Origin of the sequence: Lacibacter sediminis, from assembly GCF_014168535.1 — a bacterium.
GTDB classification, from domain to species: domain Bacteria; phylum Bacteroidota; class Bacteroidia; order Chitinophagales; family Chitinophagaceae; genus Lacibacter; species Lacibacter sediminis.
Genome location: NZ_CP060007.1, coordinates 162675 through 176995, shown reverse-complemented (window position 1 = coordinate 176995; position 14321 = coordinate 162675). Strand labels below are relative to the sequence as shown.

Annotated in this window: 18 protein-coding genes; 10 read left to right on the top strand and 8 right to left on the bottom strand. The window is 40.0% G+C overall.

Annotation, left to right across the window (positions count from 1 at the left end; translation table 11 throughout):
• Window positions 1-72: 72 nt before the first annotated feature.
• Window positions 73-738 (top strand): family 16 glycoside hydrolase, encoded by a 666-nt coding sequence (locus H4075_RS00835; protein WP_182803252.1) that lies wholly within the window; start codon window positions 73-75, stop codon window positions 736-738.
• 20 nt (window positions 739-758) lie between these two features.
• On the opposite strand, the gene bla is transcribed toward H4075_RS00835, so the two are convergent.
• From bla to H4075_RS00820, 3 genes are all read right to left on the bottom strand, one after another.
• Window positions 759-1481, bottom strand: a complete 723-nt coding sequence (gene bla / locus H4075_RS00830; RefSeq protein WP_182803250.1) for a BlaB/IND/MUS family subclass B1 metallo-beta-lactamase — start codon at window positions 1479-1481, stop codon at window positions 759-761.
• Between the two features lie 86 nt (window positions 1482-1567).
• A complete protein-coding gene (locus H4075_RS00825; protein ID WP_182803249.1) occupies window positions 1568-1924 on the bottom strand; it encodes a bleomycin resistance protein in 357 nt (118 codons plus the stop codon).
• Between the two features lie 131 nt (window positions 1925-2055).
• The gene (locus H4075_RS00820; RefSeq protein WP_182803247.1) at window positions 2056-3726 is read right to left on the bottom strand and encodes a B12-binding domain-containing radical SAM protein; all 1671 of its coding nucleotides are present in this window, start codon (window positions 3724-3726) and stop codon (window positions 2056-2058) included.
• A 169-nt stretch (window positions 3727-3895) separates the two neighbouring features.
• Between H4075_RS00820 and H4075_RS00815 the strand changes: the two genes are divergently transcribed.
• The 5 genes from H4075_RS00815 to H4075_RS00795 are packed head-to-tail and all read left to right on the top strand — an operon-like array spanning window position 3896 to window position 6154.
• Window positions 3896-4252, top strand: coding sequence for an ArsR/SmtB family transcription factor (locus H4075_RS00815; protein ID WP_182803245.1), 357 nt, complete (start codon window positions 3896-3898; stop codon window positions 4250-4252).
• On the top strand, window positions 4236-4691 hold the full coding sequence (locus H4075_RS00810; protein ID WP_255460271.1) for an SRPBCC family protein: 456 nt from the start codon (window positions 4236-4238) through the stop codon (window positions 4689-4691). The genes H4075_RS00815 and H4075_RS00810 overlap by 17 nt, the downstream gene beginning before the upstream one ends.
• 19 nt (window positions 4692-4710) lie before the next feature.
• A complete protein-coding gene (locus tag H4075_RS00805) occupies window positions 4711-5181 on the top strand; it encodes an SRPBCC family protein (RefSeq protein WP_182803241.1) in 471 nt (156 codons plus the stop codon).
• Between the two features lie 23 nt (window positions 5182-5204).
• Window positions 5205-5645: an SRPBCC family protein gene (locus H4075_RS00800; protein WP_182803239.1), complete on the top strand. Its 441-nt coding sequence runs from the start codon at window positions 5205-5207 to the stop codon at window positions 5643-5645.
• A gap of 11 nt (window positions 5646-5656) precedes the next feature.
• Entirely contained in the window at window positions 5657-6154 is a 498-nt protein-coding gene (locus H4075_RS00795) for an SRPBCC family protein (RefSeq protein WP_182803238.1), read from the top strand.
• Window positions 6155-6199: 45 nt separating this feature from the next.
• Here the strand turns inward: H4075_RS00795 and H4075_RS00790 are convergent, their stop codons facing one another.
• The 3 genes from H4075_RS00790 to H4075_RS00780 form a co-directional block, all read right to left on the bottom strand.
• Window positions 6200-7855, bottom strand: a complete 1656-nt coding sequence (locus tag H4075_RS00790; RefSeq protein ID WP_255460270.1) for a SulP family inorganic anion transporter — start codon at window positions 7853-7855, stop codon at window positions 6200-6202.
• Between the two features lie 188 nt (window positions 7856-8043).
• Window positions 8044-8649 carry a methyltransferase domain-containing protein gene (locus H4075_RS00785; protein ID WP_182803236.1) on the bottom strand — a complete coding sequence of 202 codons (606 nt, stop codon included), beginning with the start codon at window positions 8647-8649 and terminating at the stop codon, window positions 8044-8046.
• Between the two features lie 17 nt (window positions 8650-8666).
• The gene (locus H4075_RS00780) at window positions 8667-9077 is read right to left on the bottom strand and encodes a hypothetical protein (RefSeq protein WP_182803235.1); all 411 of its coding nucleotides are present in this window, start codon (window positions 9075-9077) and stop codon (window positions 8667-8669) included.
• A gap of 101 nt (window positions 9078-9178) precedes the next feature.
• Here H4075_RS00780 and H4075_RS00775 point away from each other — a divergent pair, with 101 nt between their 5' ends.
• Window positions 9179-9883: a Crp/Fnr family transcriptional regulator gene (locus tag H4075_RS00775; RefSeq protein ID WP_182803233.1), complete on the top strand. Its 705-nt coding sequence runs from the start codon at window positions 9179-9181 to the stop codon at window positions 9881-9883.
• Window positions 9884-9953: 70 nt separating this feature from the next.
• Here H4075_RS00775 and H4075_RS00770 read toward each other — a convergent pair whose 3' ends face one another.
• Window positions 9954-10538: a 5'-methylthioadenosine/S-adenosylhomocysteine nucleosidase family protein gene (locus H4075_RS00770; RefSeq protein ID WP_182803231.1), complete on the bottom strand. Its 585-nt coding sequence runs from the start codon at window positions 10536-10538 to the stop codon at window positions 9954-9956.
• A gap of 108 nt (window positions 10539-10646) precedes the next feature.
• The gene (locus H4075_RS00765) at window positions 10647-11666 is read right to left on the bottom strand and encodes a PAS domain-containing protein (RefSeq protein ID WP_182803229.1); all 1020 of its coding nucleotides are present in this window, start codon (window positions 11664-11666) and stop codon (window positions 10647-10649) included.
• Window positions 11667-12033: 367 nt separating this feature from the next.
• Here H4075_RS00765 and H4075_RS00760 point away from each other — a divergent pair, with 367 nt between their 5' ends.
• The 3 genes from H4075_RS00760 to H4075_RS00750 are packed head-to-tail and all read left to right on the top strand — an operon-like array spanning window position 12034 to window position 14316.
• On the top strand, window positions 12034-12495 hold the full coding sequence (locus tag H4075_RS00760; RefSeq protein ID WP_182803228.1) for a regulatory protein RecX: 462 nt from the start codon (window positions 12034-12036) through the stop codon (window positions 12493-12495).
• Window positions 12496-12531: 36 nt separating this feature from the next.
• Window positions 12532-13500 (top strand): lipid A deacylase LpxR family protein, encoded by a 969-nt coding sequence (locus tag H4075_RS00755; RefSeq protein WP_182803226.1) that lies wholly within the window; start codon window positions 12532-12534, stop codon window positions 13498-13500.
• A gap of 9 nt (window positions 13501-13509) precedes the next feature.
• Window positions 13510-14316: a nitrilase family protein gene (locus tag H4075_RS00750; protein ID WP_182803224.1), complete on the top strand. Its 807-nt coding sequence runs from the start codon at window positions 13510-13512 to the stop codon at window positions 14314-14316.
• Window positions 14317-14321 lie beyond the last annotated feature (5 nt).

Below are 14321 nucleotides of genomic sequence, written 5' to 3'. Positions count from 1 at the left end.
CAATGTGATAAAAACTTGCCTGTATGGTTGCTACAGGCAAGTTTGATTCCGTTTATTCATTAACTTAATGCCATGAGTCGTTTTTTATTCTTTTCGGTTATTCTGTTTTCAATAAATCTTAATGCACAAACCATTAAGTTGGATGCAGGCAGTCTTGAAGCTGTGCAGGTTTACATGTCTATCGAAAAGTTGATGGGCAGTAAAGTAGTAAAGGCTGTAAAGGATTCAACAGTAAAAGAAGTGGACGAACCTACTTTTGTAAAAGTGAAAGGAATTCAATTCAGCAATGGAACTATTGAAGTAAAAGTGCTGAGCCGATTATTGAAAAACGCTCCTGTTTTTTCAAGAGGTTTTATTGGAATTGCTTTCCGCATCAACGAGAATAATACAAAATTTGAGAGCATATACATACGTCCAACCAATGGCCGGGCGAACGACCAGGTACGTCGTAATCACTCTACTCAATATTATTCATATCCTGATTATAAGTTTGACCGGTTACGCAAAGAATCACCTGAACTGTATGAATCCTATGCTGATATGGAGTTGAATAAATGGATCACTATGCGCATTGAAGTGAACGGAGCACAGGCAAAACTTTTCCTTGATCATAACAAGCAGCCCTCGCTTATTGTAAATGATTTGAAACACGGTGCAAATGCATCAGGTGCCATTGCGTTATGGGTTGAAGTTGGTACGGAAGGATATTTTAAAGATCTGAAGATCACCAAAAAGTAAACGGATCAGCCATCGTTATTCTACTTCAGTTTTTTTGCCATTTCTATAGAATGCTTCAATGAATTTATATTTCTCCAATCGCTATGTGCAACGATAATATATTTTGGTTTTCGAAATTTTGTCTGCACGTTTTTCAGCGTCGCTGCATATGCTGTTTTATTGCCATCATCTAAAAAACCCAGGTTTTCATCATCGGCACCTTTTATTAAGCAGCCACCGTAGAGAATCTTTTCTCTTTTAAACCAGATGACAATATTGTCTAACGTATGTGCCTGCCCGGGGTAAAAGGTTTCGAATGAATATTGTCCGACTTGAAAGACCGTATCCTTTACCATTAAAAATTCCGCTCTTTTTTTGTTATTCTGTTTACTCAATTCATCTGTAAGAACAGTGGTATAGGTTCTAATTCCCTGTTGCCTGTAATATTCAAGACCTGCAGTTTTGTCGCTATGCCAATGCGTTGCAAAACACATAACCACTTTTTGGTTATGTTTTAGTTTTATACTGTCGAGCAATGGTTGAAATTGTGTTGTATCCCAGGGTGTATCAAACATCACAACACCATTATCCGTTACAACATACATCCCGTTGGCCGGCACCCTGCTTTCCTGGTAGGTATTGTACGTTGTGTAGATATAAAAACTGCCTGTTAAATGTGTGATTTTAAGTTTTGTGTTTTCTGACTGTGCGAAAAGATTGGTCAGCGAAAAGATAAATGCCAGTGTTAAAAAAAATATCCGCATAATGATTGTGTATGCTGGTTGATGATGGTTTGTAAAATTACCTGTAATATTTAGTTTAGCCACACGAGGTGCCGTTTCTATTTTCACTAAATCGTTTGCCCGAATGTAAGCAGATTTTTGTCTGGGTCGAGTAACGAAAATTCTTTTTGTCCCCACGGTTTTACAGCTAAGTGTCCGTTTGGATGTATGTCTGTTTTGTTATCGAGGTATGACTGGTAAAGCGTATCAATATCATCCGTGCGGATGTACACCTGTCCGTAATTTTCGTTGGGATCGAGTTCTTTAAATTCAAAAAAATGAATTTGAATATGATCTTTTTGCAACATCAGGTAGCCATCAAAATCTTCCCGTCCGAATTCCTGAAAGCCCAGTTTATCAATGTAAAATTCTTTGGTTGCAGCTTTGCTGCGCATGGGTAACTTAGGGTTAATGTTGGTGAGCATAGTTTAAAATTATGGCGGTTAGTATAAATGTTCTGGTTATGTTGTACAAACTCTTGCACAATGTCATGATCGTTTTACAAACGGTAATCGAAAGAACTTTCCATCCGCTGACAGCAAATAATAGCTACAGCTTACCATTGTTCCCTTTTGATCTCAATTCCTTCCAACACCTGCGGTTTATTTTTCCCGTCAAATGCAATGGTGACCATCGCTTCATCATGAATGATGTGATTATGCTGAACAAACTCCTGCCAGTTAAAGTTTACGGGCAACATGGCAAACCGAAGTTTATGATGATTGAGTTTATGCTGTTCGATCAATTGTTGTTTGACTGTGGTGTCTGCTTCGGGTAATAAAACCATCACAGGTTTTATTTTATGATGCAGGTAATAATCGATGGTAATGAGTTGTTGCAGCACGGCATCTTCCGGATAAGCTTCTTTTGCATAAGCAAACAACATCGTGTACACATCTTTCAAATCATGCTTATGAAGGTCGCAATGATCGGAAAAGTAATTGCCAAGACCTTGCAAGAAATCGAACACACTATAATAAGCTGTTACATATTTCAATGTGTTGATGGCACGTGGCTTGTTCCAATACATTTCCAAAGCTTCTTCGGCCAATACAACCTGCTCCAGTTCAGCCTTACTCATGTATTTGCTTTCGATGATCTGGTAAGGTGCAACAGGATCGTACACATAACCATGTGCTGCCGCTGTTTTACGTACCGGTGTTCCTTTTAAAAATTTAAGGAAGCCTAATTGTAACTCGGGTGCAAAAAGTTTGAACACTTCCTCAAAACTGTATTTGATGTCTTCAAAATAATCGAGCGGTAACCCAACGATGAGGTCAAGATGCAGATCCACCACATCCTGCACCTGTTTGATGATGCCTTTTGTTTTTTCAAAATTCTGTTTGCGGCTTACTTCCAGATTTGCTTTTTGATTCACCGTTTGAATACCGATCTCAAAACGGAACAAACCTTTCGGCACTTTCTCATTAATGAACTTAATGATATCGGGGTGCAGAATATCGGCCGTTATTTCAAACTGAAAAACATTCCCCGGCTTATGATTGTCGAGAATGAACTGAAATACCTCCAATGTAAAATCACGCTTCATGTTAAACGTGCGATCAAGGAATTTGATCACCCGGCCATGCGTCATTAAATAAAGCAGGTTGCTTTTTATATCGGCCATCGGCAGATAACGCACATTGTTATCAAGACTCGCTAAACAGAAACCACATTTGTAGGGACAACCACGACTTGTTTCAATGTAACATACTTTGTTATAGAGATCATCCACCGGATCGTTGATGTAGGGATTTACGCCGATGAAATTGCTTACATCATACGTCACCGATTTTTCTTCGTAGCGAACTTCACCGTCAACTTTATATACAAGATTGGGAACAGCTTCTACATTCGGGTAGTGCGTTAAAAATTCATGGAACGGAATTTCTCCTTCACCACAAATAATATAATCAATACAATCATGTGCAATGATCTCTTCCCATTCGTAACTCACTTCGGGTCCGCCCAATAAAATTTTGCAGTCGGGGTTAATAGCTTTGATGCGTTCCGCAACTTTCAATGTTTGTGTAATATTCCAGATATAGCAACTGAAAGCCACCACATCATTGTCAGCACATTCCTTAGCGATCTCATCCACATTCATGCGAATAGTAAATTCTTTCCACGACAAGCCCTCGTGGTGTTTATTCAACTCGTATAAAATCCGGATCGCCAGGTTGAGGTGAATGTATTTTGCATTAAGGGTGGTGAGTAACAAACGCATCCGGCAAAAATACTATAGGTAGGCCATACCTAAACAGGTTGATGAATTTGCCAGGCAGGTTGAAATAGGTATGGCATACCTAAGCCGCCTTCAAAAAAATATCTCCCAAAAACTTGCGTAAGTAAACACTTACATATACATTTGTGTAAGTAAATACTTACGCATTAATATGGCATACGAAGCAAGAAGAGACGTGTTCCAGGCAATTGCCGACCCAACACGAAGGGAAATTATTGGACTGGTAGTAAAAGAACCGCAGAATTTAAATGCATTGGCAGGAAATTTTAATATGAGCCGGCCGGCTATTTCGCAGCACGTAAAAATATTAACGGAGTGCGGCCTCATCATTATTAAACAGAAAGGGCGTGAAAGGTATTGCGAAGCGAAGCTGGATGCACTCAATGAAGTATCGGCCTGGATCGAACAATACAAACAGTTCTGGGAACAGAAACTGGATGCATTGGAAACTTATCTCGAAAAAATTCAACAGCAACCAAAAACGAAAAAGAGTGTCAGAAGAAAATAACAAGACAGGTCGCTTCATTCGCTTAACAAGAGTGCTCAATGCTCCTGTTGAAAAAGTATGGGCAGTTTGGTCCAACCCTGATCATATTAAACATTGGTGGGGACCAGATGGCTTTACGAATACCATTACAAAAATGGATTTGCAGCCTGGCGGCGAATGGTTATTGGTCATGCTCGGCCCGGATGGTACGGATTATGATAACAGAAGTGTGTTTACTGAAGTGATAACAAATAAAAAGATCGTATACGAACATACCAGCGGGCATTTTTTTATTGCAACGATTGAATTTGAATCGCAGGATGATACAACTGCGATGCATTGGGAAATGTTGTTTGAAACAAAGGAAGAATATCATCAGTTTGTTGAAGTATACAAAGTAGGCGAGAGTCTGCAACAGAATATTGAGCGACTGTCACAATATCTCGAACAATCAATCTAATCATCATCAAATAAAGAACATGTCTGTAACAACCAGCACCGCCGATCGGGAACTTCGTTTAACAAGATTGCTCAACGCACCTGTTGAGCTAGTGTGGGAAGTTTTTACTGATCCCGAACATATTAAACATTGGTGGGGACCGAACGGGTTCACCAACACCATCACTAAAATGGATGTGCAACCGGAAGGTGAATGGGATTTGGTCATGCACGGACCTGATGGCACCGATTATAAAAACAAAAGTGTATTTAAAGAAATCATCAAACATAAAAAGATCGTGTATGAGCATGTAAGTGTGCCAACGTTTTTAACCAGCATTGAATTTGAAGAACGTGGCAATCAAACGCAACTTCATTGGCATATGCTTTTTGAAAGCAGGGAACAATTCATCCAGGTGGTGAAAACATTCAAAGCAGATGAAGGACTGACACAAAATATTGATAAGCTCGAAAACTACCTTCACCAACAGTTACAGGTATTGAACAAATAACCATTACCATTAAACTAATCATCATGCAAACAGCAAACGAAATTGCTCTTGAAAAAGTTTACAATGCTCCCATCGCACTCGTTTGGGCAGCCATTACCCAAGAGCAACACATGCGCAACTGGTACTTCGATTTTAAAGGACAGTTTCAATTAACGACCGGTCATACATTCGATTGGTATGCCGGTGATCTCAAAGACAAACAATGGCTGCACCGTGGAGAAATGCTGGAGATCATTCCCAATAAGAAACTTGTGCACACATGGACATATCCAGGTTATAGTGGCAAAGCGATTGCTTATTGGGAGCTAAGTGAAGTTGATGCTGCTACAACAAAACTCAATTTCCGTTTTGAATTTGCTGAACCGTTTGACGCAAACCAACCATCATTGGTGCGTGGCAATTTTGTAAACGGCTGGAACGAACTTATCCTCAACAGTCTTGAACAATATCTCAACAAACAATAAATTTTATCATCATGTCAACAGTCAAACAACAGTTTTCAATAACACGTACATTCAACGCAAGCAAGCAACAGGTGTTTGATGCATTTGCAAATGCAGAAGCATTAGCCAAATGGTGGGGACCGGCAAACATGCCTATTGATGTATTACAACTCGATTTTCGTCCGAAAGGCATTTTTCATTACAGCATGAAAGCTGGCGATGTTACACGTTATGGCGTATTTCATTATGTTGCAATTGAAGAACCAAATCGCATTGAATGGGTCAATTCTTTTGCCAACGAAACAGGTGAAATTATACAGGCACCTTTTCCGGGATTGGTTTTTCCAAAGCAAGTCATGAATATATTGACGCTAACGGAAGAGAACGGAATTACCACGTTGCACTTAACAGGTTATCCCATCAATGCAAGTGAAGAAGAAGAGAATACTTACTATTCTATGTTTGCAAGTATGAACCAGGGATTCACAGGCACACTTAACCAACTCGAAGAATATTTAAAATCTCTATAGAAGATCATGCATGACAGCTATTGTTACTGATAGCTGTCATACATTTCATTTTGTAAATAATCTGCTTCTTTCCAATGCTTCGGTGAAACTCGTTATTACATTTGATTTGCCGATGGCAAACAATAACCTCGCATCTTTCAATTCTTTCATCACCTGGTTACTGTGTACTTCCGATAAAATAAGTTTCGTTCCTCTTCGCTTTGATTCTTTGTAAACTTCTTCAATGGTCTTAATACCGGTTGCATCAATGATCGGTACATGTCGCATGCGTATGATCAATACAATCGGAGTTTTCTCCACCAACTTCATTGCATCTTTAAACTTATACGCTGCACCAAAAAATAATGGACCGGTTATTTCAAACACATCAACTCCATCCGGAACCTGGTAATTACTGATCATTTCTTTATCCTGCTCGTCAGAATTCTCCCCTGCTTCTCCCGAGAGCAAACGCACATCACTGAACTGGATCATTTTCCGCATGAATAAGAAAGCAGCCAGTATCATTCCAATTTCAATGGCAACAGTGAGATCAATAAATACAGTTAAGAAAAATGTTGTGAGCAAAACAGCCATATCACTTCGTGGTCCTTTCAATACCGATCGGAAATTTTCCCACTCGCTCATATTGTAAGCAATCACCACTAATATTCCTGCAAGAGTTGCCATTGGTATCAGTGCTGCCCATTTTCCAACAAACAGCATAATGAGTAACAGCGTAAGGGCGTGTACCATACCCGCCACCGGTGTACGGCCACCATTTTTTACATTAGTTGCAGTGCGTGCAATTGCACCTGTTGCCGGTATGCCGCCAAATAAAGAGGAGAATATATTCGCTGTGCCTTGTGCGATCAGTTCCACATTCGATTTATGATTACCGCCTATCATTCCATCTGCAACTACTGCAGATAATAACGATTCAATTGCACTGAGCAAAGCAATCGTAAATGCCGGTTGCACCAAACTTCTGATAGTTGCAAAATCTATTTGAGGAAATGAGGGTGTTGGAATGGAAGAAGGAATGGCACCAAACCTGCTGCCGATTGTTTCAACAGGGAAATGAAAAATAGACACTGCCGCCGTTGTTACCAAAATAGCAATGAAAGTTCCCGGTATTTTGTGTGTTAGTTTCCCCCAAAGTAGTACGATCAATACTGTTGCTACAGCAATACCTGTTGCATATACATTAATGCTGCTGAAGTGAGCAATGTAATCGCTCCACTTATCGGTAAATTCCGCCGGCAAAGCTCCCATCTTCAATCCAAAAAAGTCTTTCATTTGAGATGAAAAAATAATGATGGCGATGCCGCTTGTAAATCCAACAATAAGCGGGTGAGGAATAAATCTGATGACAGAACCCAATCTTGCCAAACCCATAATGATCAATAATACTCCTGCCATCATTGTGGCAATGATCAATCCGTTCACCCCATGTGTTTGTACAATGCCATAAACAATGACAATAAAGGCACCGGTTGGTCCACCGATCTGTACACGGCTGCCTCCTAATGCCGATATAATAAACCCGGCAATAACAGCAGTGTACAATCCTTTTTCAGGAGAAACGCCACTGGCAATAGCAAAAGCAATGGCGAGTGGCAAAGCAACTATACCCACAATAATCCCCGCCATCAGATCTTTACTAAACTGTTGACGGTTGTAGTTTTTAAGGGTATCGAAAAGTTTGGGACGAAACATCATTATAACGGGCTTTTAGTAGTTAGCAGCACTTAACACGATTGCATTCAAGGTTGACTTTTTAACTCATCTCTATCAATGATCGATCTTGGACAAGTAAAAAGAGGGTACTGTTGGGTACAGCACCCTTGGTTGTTGTCAGGGTTTCCGTTGTGACGGTTTAATTTCTAAGACATGTTACAAGACGCCTTTTATACTTTGATCCAGAATTTCAACAGCTCGTTTGCTTCACTACCCACAAGATGGTAATCAGATGGTATTTCTTCTTCCAGGCTGTGAAAGGTTGCCAGTCTTGTACCGGCAGGTTTTTGCTGCAGTTTTCTGAATAAATAACGGTTGTAGTAGTTGTACAATTCAACTGAGTAATCAATACTGTCATCTATCTTGTCGGTACCGGACAAATTCTCATAAAACGGATTGTAAAAATAAAAATGATCGTAAAGCGTAAAGTCTAACTGTGTGAAGTTGCCTTCCATAAAATACACATTCTCCAACGCCAATTCTGTTTTTGCCTGCTCCGCATAATGGAGCAACCATTTGCGCTGTTCAATGCCAAAATACAATGCATTGGGTTGGTGCTGTGCCGCAGCAAGACAAAATTTTCCAACACCGCAACCAATATCAAGAATAGATGTATTCGGTTCGGCTGCCAGGAAATCAGCCGCCTTTCGTGCGATTACTAATGCAGTCCAGTGTTTAAATGCCAGTGCTTTAATATAGTATGGATAAAGATTATCGAACTCCTTGTCAGAACGAAACCATTTATCGCTGTATTTATTCTGTTCAAGAAAGTGCATACTCTTTTTGGGGATGATTAACTCTTAGCGTATTTATTTTTTGTATTCAAACTGTATTCCTTCGGCAGTAGCAGCCCATTGCGTTCGTCTGTTTGAAATGGGATGATCAGGGCGATCCAACCTAAATTTTCGGGATTATGAAGTAACAGTTCATAGTTGCCTTCTAAAAAATGATCGTTGATCTGAATGACCTTTCCATCCACCGGCATATGCGCTTCAATTTTGTAATCGTTATAGTGGATAGATGCAATGACCTCTCCTTGTTTTTTTATACCGGGTGCATCGTAAAACTTCATCTCCTGTACATTCTTGAAACCCGTTAACTTGAACCTGCAAATTCCCGTATAAGCAACGGAGCCCTGAAAATCGATCCATTCATGGTCTTGTGTGAAGTAGAGGTTTTTCTTGAATCGGTTATTCACTTGCATTCTGCAAAGCTACCTGCGGGTGTGTTCCGTTGCGGTTAACCATATCACCCTTTAAAGTGATAAATATCAATTTTTATTAAAGTAAATTTGAATATTCTACAATGAGTATACGCAGCCTTTTCCCTTTTGAAAAATGGGATTTTAAAAGTGAATCTATTATGGCTGGTCTTCCGCCGGAGGATCAGGCAATTCTTACGCTGCACCAAACAGAACATCTGTATGCAAAAGGAGACATCATTTTCAGAGAAGGTGGTTTTCCTACAGGCATCTTCTTTATCAAAGAAGGAAAAGTAAAAAAGTACAAAGCAGATAAAGACGGCAGAGAACAGATCATTTATGTAGCTAATACAGGTGAGCTGATCGGTTACCATGCCATCCTTGCACAGGATCATTATCCTGATTCTGCCGCAGCATTAGAAAACAGCAGTATTGTTTTTATTCCAAAAGAAGATTTCCTGGAAGCTATGCAGCAATCAGAAGTGTTAAGTAAACGCTTGTTGAAAACACTCAGCCATGAATTCTCTGTGTTAGCGAACAGCCTTTCGCTATTCACACAAAAATCAGCGAAGGAACGACTGGCCATACAACTCATTATCCTGAGAGAAAAATATAAGGTTGATTTTAAACCGGGCATGTATGTGGAGATAAACATGAGCAGGAAAGACCTCGCCAATCTTGTTGGCACCGCAAGAGAAAATGTGGTACGCTTGTTAACAGAATTGAAACAGGATGGTATTTTAGAAACAACCGGCAGCAAGATCATTATCCTCGATGTTGAAAAGCTGTTATTGATCGCCAACAGTTGAAGAAAATATCTCAATAAATCATTTCCGTCACCTGGTATTATTCCAAAGATACTTTGTATGAACCCGGCTCTCAACCAAATAACAATCTCCGAAAAGCAACCGCTGCTTTATGCACCAGTTCGTTCCAGTCATCAGCAGCATCACCATTAGCCCCATCAGAAATGTATTTCAAACAGAGGAATGGAATGTTCTCCTGCATAGCAATCAATGCCAACGGGTAAGCTTCCATATCTACTACATTGTATTCTGTGGCTGTATGGCTCATTTCAAAGTTATCGCCTGTGCCACAAATCCCCAATGGCAAGCCATCGATCTGTAAGCCATATTGCAGTAACGGATCAATACCGCTCAAAGGTGTTTCGTAGAGTTGAAACCCCAGCCCACGTACATCCATATCACGCTGAATAAATTTTGTACAGCAAACAATATCTCCTTTGCTGAATGTATTACTTCCTGCTGAACCAAGATTGATGATCATCGCAGGTTTATGTTGAGCAATGTATTTGGTGAGTGCATACGCCGCACTCACTTTACCAATACCGGTAATCAGTGTGCTGCAATCGGTAAACTCTTCTGCTGCTTCCGATTCAAGTGCAAATACAAACAACGCTTCCTGCAAAGGCAGGTTATGCGAAAGTGGATGTAGTAAAGACATGTTGCAAATTAAGGAACGGATAATTCAAAAGTTGAAACTTAGTTGGTTTATCTGCTGATAAACCATAACTGCGTAGTAAACTCAATAACAAAAGAAGCAACAAACCAACTAAGACTTATTAAGCTGAAACCGAATAAGTAAACCTGAGTATTCTTCATTACGCAGTTCAATCACACTGCCTCCGTTATATTCTACCCTGCACTCAATTGCTTTGTATTCTTTTGTATTTGGTGAAAGTAGCAATGGCTTCGTTGAAAGCAAACGAATACTCACCTCGGGATGATCATATGAAAGTATAATTTTAATGGTCGATTCCTGCAGATTGTTAATACTCATTCTGATAAAATTCTGTACGATCCTGAATATGGTTAGCTTTTCATCCAGGTCAATTTGTTCAATTGCATTTTCAAAACAATTAAATTCGATCGTAACAGGGTAGTGTAAAGAAAATTTTTCGCAGGCAATTTCAATCGTTTTTATTATGCCGAATATTTCCAGTTCAGAAGGCGTCAGTTCCTCACAAATTGAATTGATTTCATCAATAATATCAGCCATCATTTTATTTACCACCTTATCGCTCTCTGTGAGATTCTCCTTTTTTTCGTCTGTTAACATTTTGCAGGCTGCCAGCCGTTGATTAATATTCTCTCTCAGAATATAAACAAGGCGACGGCTTTCGCTTTCTTCAGTATCAATAATGTTTCGCAGAATTTCCCGTTTTGATTGTGTTAACTGCTGTTCAAGTTTTTTTACGTGCGTTACATCGGCCACATGCACAAAAAAACCAATCACTTCTCCATCTCTCACATCAGGAATATAAGTTGCCAGTGAATGACGTGTTCCGCTACCGTTTGGAATTGGTATTTCTCTTTCAAACACCTGCTTTTCGCCGGCTAATGCAGCCTTAATGTAGGGGAGATTTTTTTCGTAAAGAGGACCCAACAGTTCGCTGATGTGCATTTTGTTCATCATTTCCTCCCTCGTTCTGCCAAACCATTCGTGATAAGCATTATTGGCAAACCTGCTGATGAGATCTTTATCCCAGTAAGCAAGCATTGCCGTTACCTGGTCCGATACCAAAAGTCCCAACTCATTTAATTCCCGGAACGAATGATTGTCTTTTTTCATATCAACTTTTTACTAAGGTGCCGGTTATCATGAACACTTTATTCTCAAATGCAGATTCATGTGGAAATAAATGTCTCCTAGGCAAAATAAATGAAAAAGTGACCTATAAAAAGATGATTCCAATCACCCTTTACAAAATCGCATAATTCAATATCCGTATTGAAGCAACGATGTTATTCTTCATTCGATATAGCAGTGCTGTAGCAAGCGGCAATCTTAAAATAATAAAAAATTCAAAGTAGCGATCACATAATACTTTAAGGATTGGGTAAAAGTAATAGCCTATATTAATTCTGGCAGCTGGCAAATCCCGAAAAGCTGTCTATCAATTGGTTTACATTCCCGTCTTCTTACATTTGTTTCATAAATGTACAAGCAACAACTCACCAAAGAACAGGCGCACCAGAAAGCTAAGCACTACTGTGCATACCAGGAGCGTTGCCACAGTGAGGTGAAAGAAAAACTATATGGCTTCGGGTTGCGTAAATCTGATGTGGAAGAGTTGTTGTCGAAACTCATTGAAGAAGATTACCTTAACGAAGAACGGTTTGCAGTGCAGTTTGCCGGTGGCCGTTTCCGCATGAAGCAATGGGGAAGGGTAAAGATTAAGTACGAACTTAAACAGAAATATGTAAGTGAGTACCTGATCAAAAAAGCCATGAAAACTATTGATGAAGAAGATTACCTGGCCACGGTGCAAAAGCTATACGAGCAGAAACTGAAACAACTGAAAGGCGAAACCAACATCTTCATCCGTAAAAGAAAGATCACTGATTATTTAATGCAAAAAGGCTATGAGCAAAACATCATTAGCGAATTGTTACGTTAAGCTCCATGTTCTGATTTTTAGTAATCTTGTAACCGCATGTTGAAACCAACCATTGTAACCCTCTTTTTTATTTTCTGTTTTGCCTTTGTGCAGGCGCAGGATACATCCAACGTTTATACAAAAGAGTTTACGTTTATAACCGAGAACGATAACTACAATTTCACAAAAAAGGATCGTTACTATTCCAATGGCGTTTTTCTGCGTTACCAATGGCTGGCGAAAAATATCTCATCATCCAGGTTGGCTACCAAACTTCACCGCATTGAAGCGGGGCAAATGATCTATAACCCACACCTCAACCGTCGCTCACTGGAGCAGGTGCTGGAACAACAGGATCGTCCTTATGCCGGTTGGTTGTACGCAAGCTATGGACAAACCAATGTGTTTAATGATGAACGCATTTTGCAATTCGATGGAGCAGTTGGCATTCTTGGTCCCGGTGCAAAAGGAAAAGAAGTGCAAACAAATTATCATAAGATCATTGGTCTGTATAAACTTTATGGCTGGGAAAACCAGGTGCAGAACGAAATGGGCGTAAATGCATCGGTGCGTTATTATCAACCACTCATCGCTGCCACAAAAACCTTTAGTCTTCATGCCACAGGTAAAGCAACACTTGGCAATACATTTACGAATGCATCAGCCGGTGTGTTATTAAAACTCGGTAAGCTGGAAGATGAGCAATACAGCGCTTACTGGAGCGGGCGTCTCGGACAAAGCAAACAAGAGCAACGGCATCAAACTGAATTCATCTTTTTTCTTGAACCAATGCTTATGGCACAGGCATACAATGCAACTGTGCAAGGCGGTTTGTTCCGGGAGGATAAAGGCAACTATACATCAGAACTGAATCCGTTCATTTATATCGTTAAAACAGGGATCATTCTTTCAAACCGGCAGACTTCCTTCTCGGCGTATTATCATATCAAACAACGGGAAGCAAAAACCATGATTGAACCATTTGAAGTTTATGGCGCTTTTGCATTCAGCATCCGCTTTCGTTAACTTCGTGGCATGAGTCATCTTACATTCACACTCATTCAAACAAATCTGCATTGGGAAGACAAAGCAGCCAACCTGCAAATGCTGGAAGAGAAGATCAATTCTATTCAGCATCCAACGCAAATCATTGTGCTTCCTGAAATGTTCAATACCGGTTTCAGTATGAAGCCGGAAGAATTTGCAGAGCCAATGAATGGACCCACCGTTGAATGGATGAAAAAGATGGCAGCTCAAAAGCGGGTGATCGTTACGGGTAGTATTATGGCGAGTCAGCTTGCTGAAGATGGATCAACACAATATTTTAATCGCCTGATCTGGATGTTGCCTAACGGACAGTATGGCGTGTACGATAAACGTCACCTGTTTGCATACGCTGATGAAGACAAACACTATACAGCCGGCACTAAACGTTTGATTGCATCCGTGAATGGCTGGAAGATCAACCTGATGGTTTGTTATGATTTGCGGTTCCCTGTTTGGGCACGTCAGCAATCAAAAGAGAATGAACCGGAGTTTGATGTATTGATCTACGTCGCCAACTGGCCCGAACGGAGAGTGCATGCATGGAAAACATTACTCAACGCAAGAGCTATCGAAAATCAGTGTTATGTAATTGGTGTGAACCGAACAGGTAATGACGGGAATAATATCTATCACAGCGGTAGCAGTATGGTCGTTGATGCAATGGGTGAAGTGCTGTATGAAAAAGAACATGACGAAGATATTTTCACCATTACACTCTCCAAAGAAAAACTCGAAGAGATACGTCATAAACTTCCTTTCTTAAAAGACGGAGATGCGTTCAGCATTCTTCCATAATATAA

Bases quoted from the DNA above. Each gene is read 5' to 3' on its own strand.
- H4075_RS00785 (WP_182803236.1), bottom strand. From the start codon at position 8,649: ATGCACTTTCTTGAACAGAATAAATACAGCGATAAATGGTTTCGTTCT.
- H4075_RS00765 (WP_182803229.1), bottom strand. From the start codon at position 11,666: ATGAAAAAAGACAATCATTCGTTCCGGGAATTAAATGAGTTGGGACTT.
- H4075_RS00750 (WP_182803224.1), top strand. From the start codon at position 13,510: ATGAGTCATCTTACATTCACACTCATTCAAACAAATCTGCATTGGGAA.
- H4075_RS00805 (WP_182803241.1), top strand. From the start codon at position 4,711: ATGTCTGTAACAACCAGCACCGCCGATCGGGAACTTCGTTTAACAAGA.
- H4075_RS00800 (WP_182803239.1), top strand. From the start codon at position 5,205: ATGCAAACAGCAAACGAAATTGCTCTTGAAAAAGTTTACAATGCTCCC.
- H4075_RS00775 (WP_182803233.1), top strand. From the start codon at position 9,179: ATGAGTATACGCAGCCTTTTCCCTTTTGAAAAATGGGATTTTAAAAGT.
- H4075_RS00780 (WP_182803235.1), bottom strand. From the start codon at position 9,077: ATGCAAGTGAATAACCGATTCAAGAAAAACCTCTACTTCACACAAGAC.
- H4075_RS00795 (WP_182803238.1), top strand. From the start codon at position 5,657: ATGTCAACAGTCAAACAACAGTTTTCAATAACACGTACATTCAACGCA.
- bla (WP_182803250.1), bottom strand. From the start codon at position 1,481: ATGCGGATATTTTTTTTAACACTGGCATTTATCTTTTCGCTGACCAAT.
- H4075_RS00820 (WP_182803247.1), bottom strand. From the start codon at position 3,726: ATGCGTTTGTTACTCACCACCCTTAATGCAAAATACATTCACCTCAAC.
- H4075_RS00760 (WP_182803228.1), top strand. From the start codon at position 12,034: ATGTACAAGCAACAACTCACCAAAGAACAGGCGCACCAGAAAGCTAAG.
- H4075_RS00825 (WP_182803249.1), bottom strand. From the start codon at position 1,924: ATGCTCACCAACATTAACCCTAAGTTACCCATGCGCAGCAAAGCTGCA.
- H4075_RS00835 (WP_182803252.1), top strand. From the start codon at position 73: ATGAGTCGTTTTTTATTCTTTTCGGTTATTCTGTTTTCAATAAATCTT.
- H4075_RS00755 (WP_182803226.1), top strand. From the start codon at position 12,532: ATGTTGAAACCAACCATTGTAACCCTCTTTTTTATTTTCTGTTTTGCC.
- H4075_RS00790 (WP_255460270.1), bottom strand. From the start codon at position 7,855: ATGATGTTTCGTCCCAAACTTTTCGATACCCTTAAAAACTACAACCGT.
- H4075_RS00815 (WP_182803245.1), top strand. From the start codon at position 3,896: ATGGCATACGAAGCAAGAAGAGACGTGTTCCAGGCAATTGCCGACCCA.
- H4075_RS00770 (WP_182803231.1), bottom strand. From the start codon at position 10,538: ATGTCTTTACTACATCCACTTTCGCATAACCTGCCTTTGCAGGAAGCG.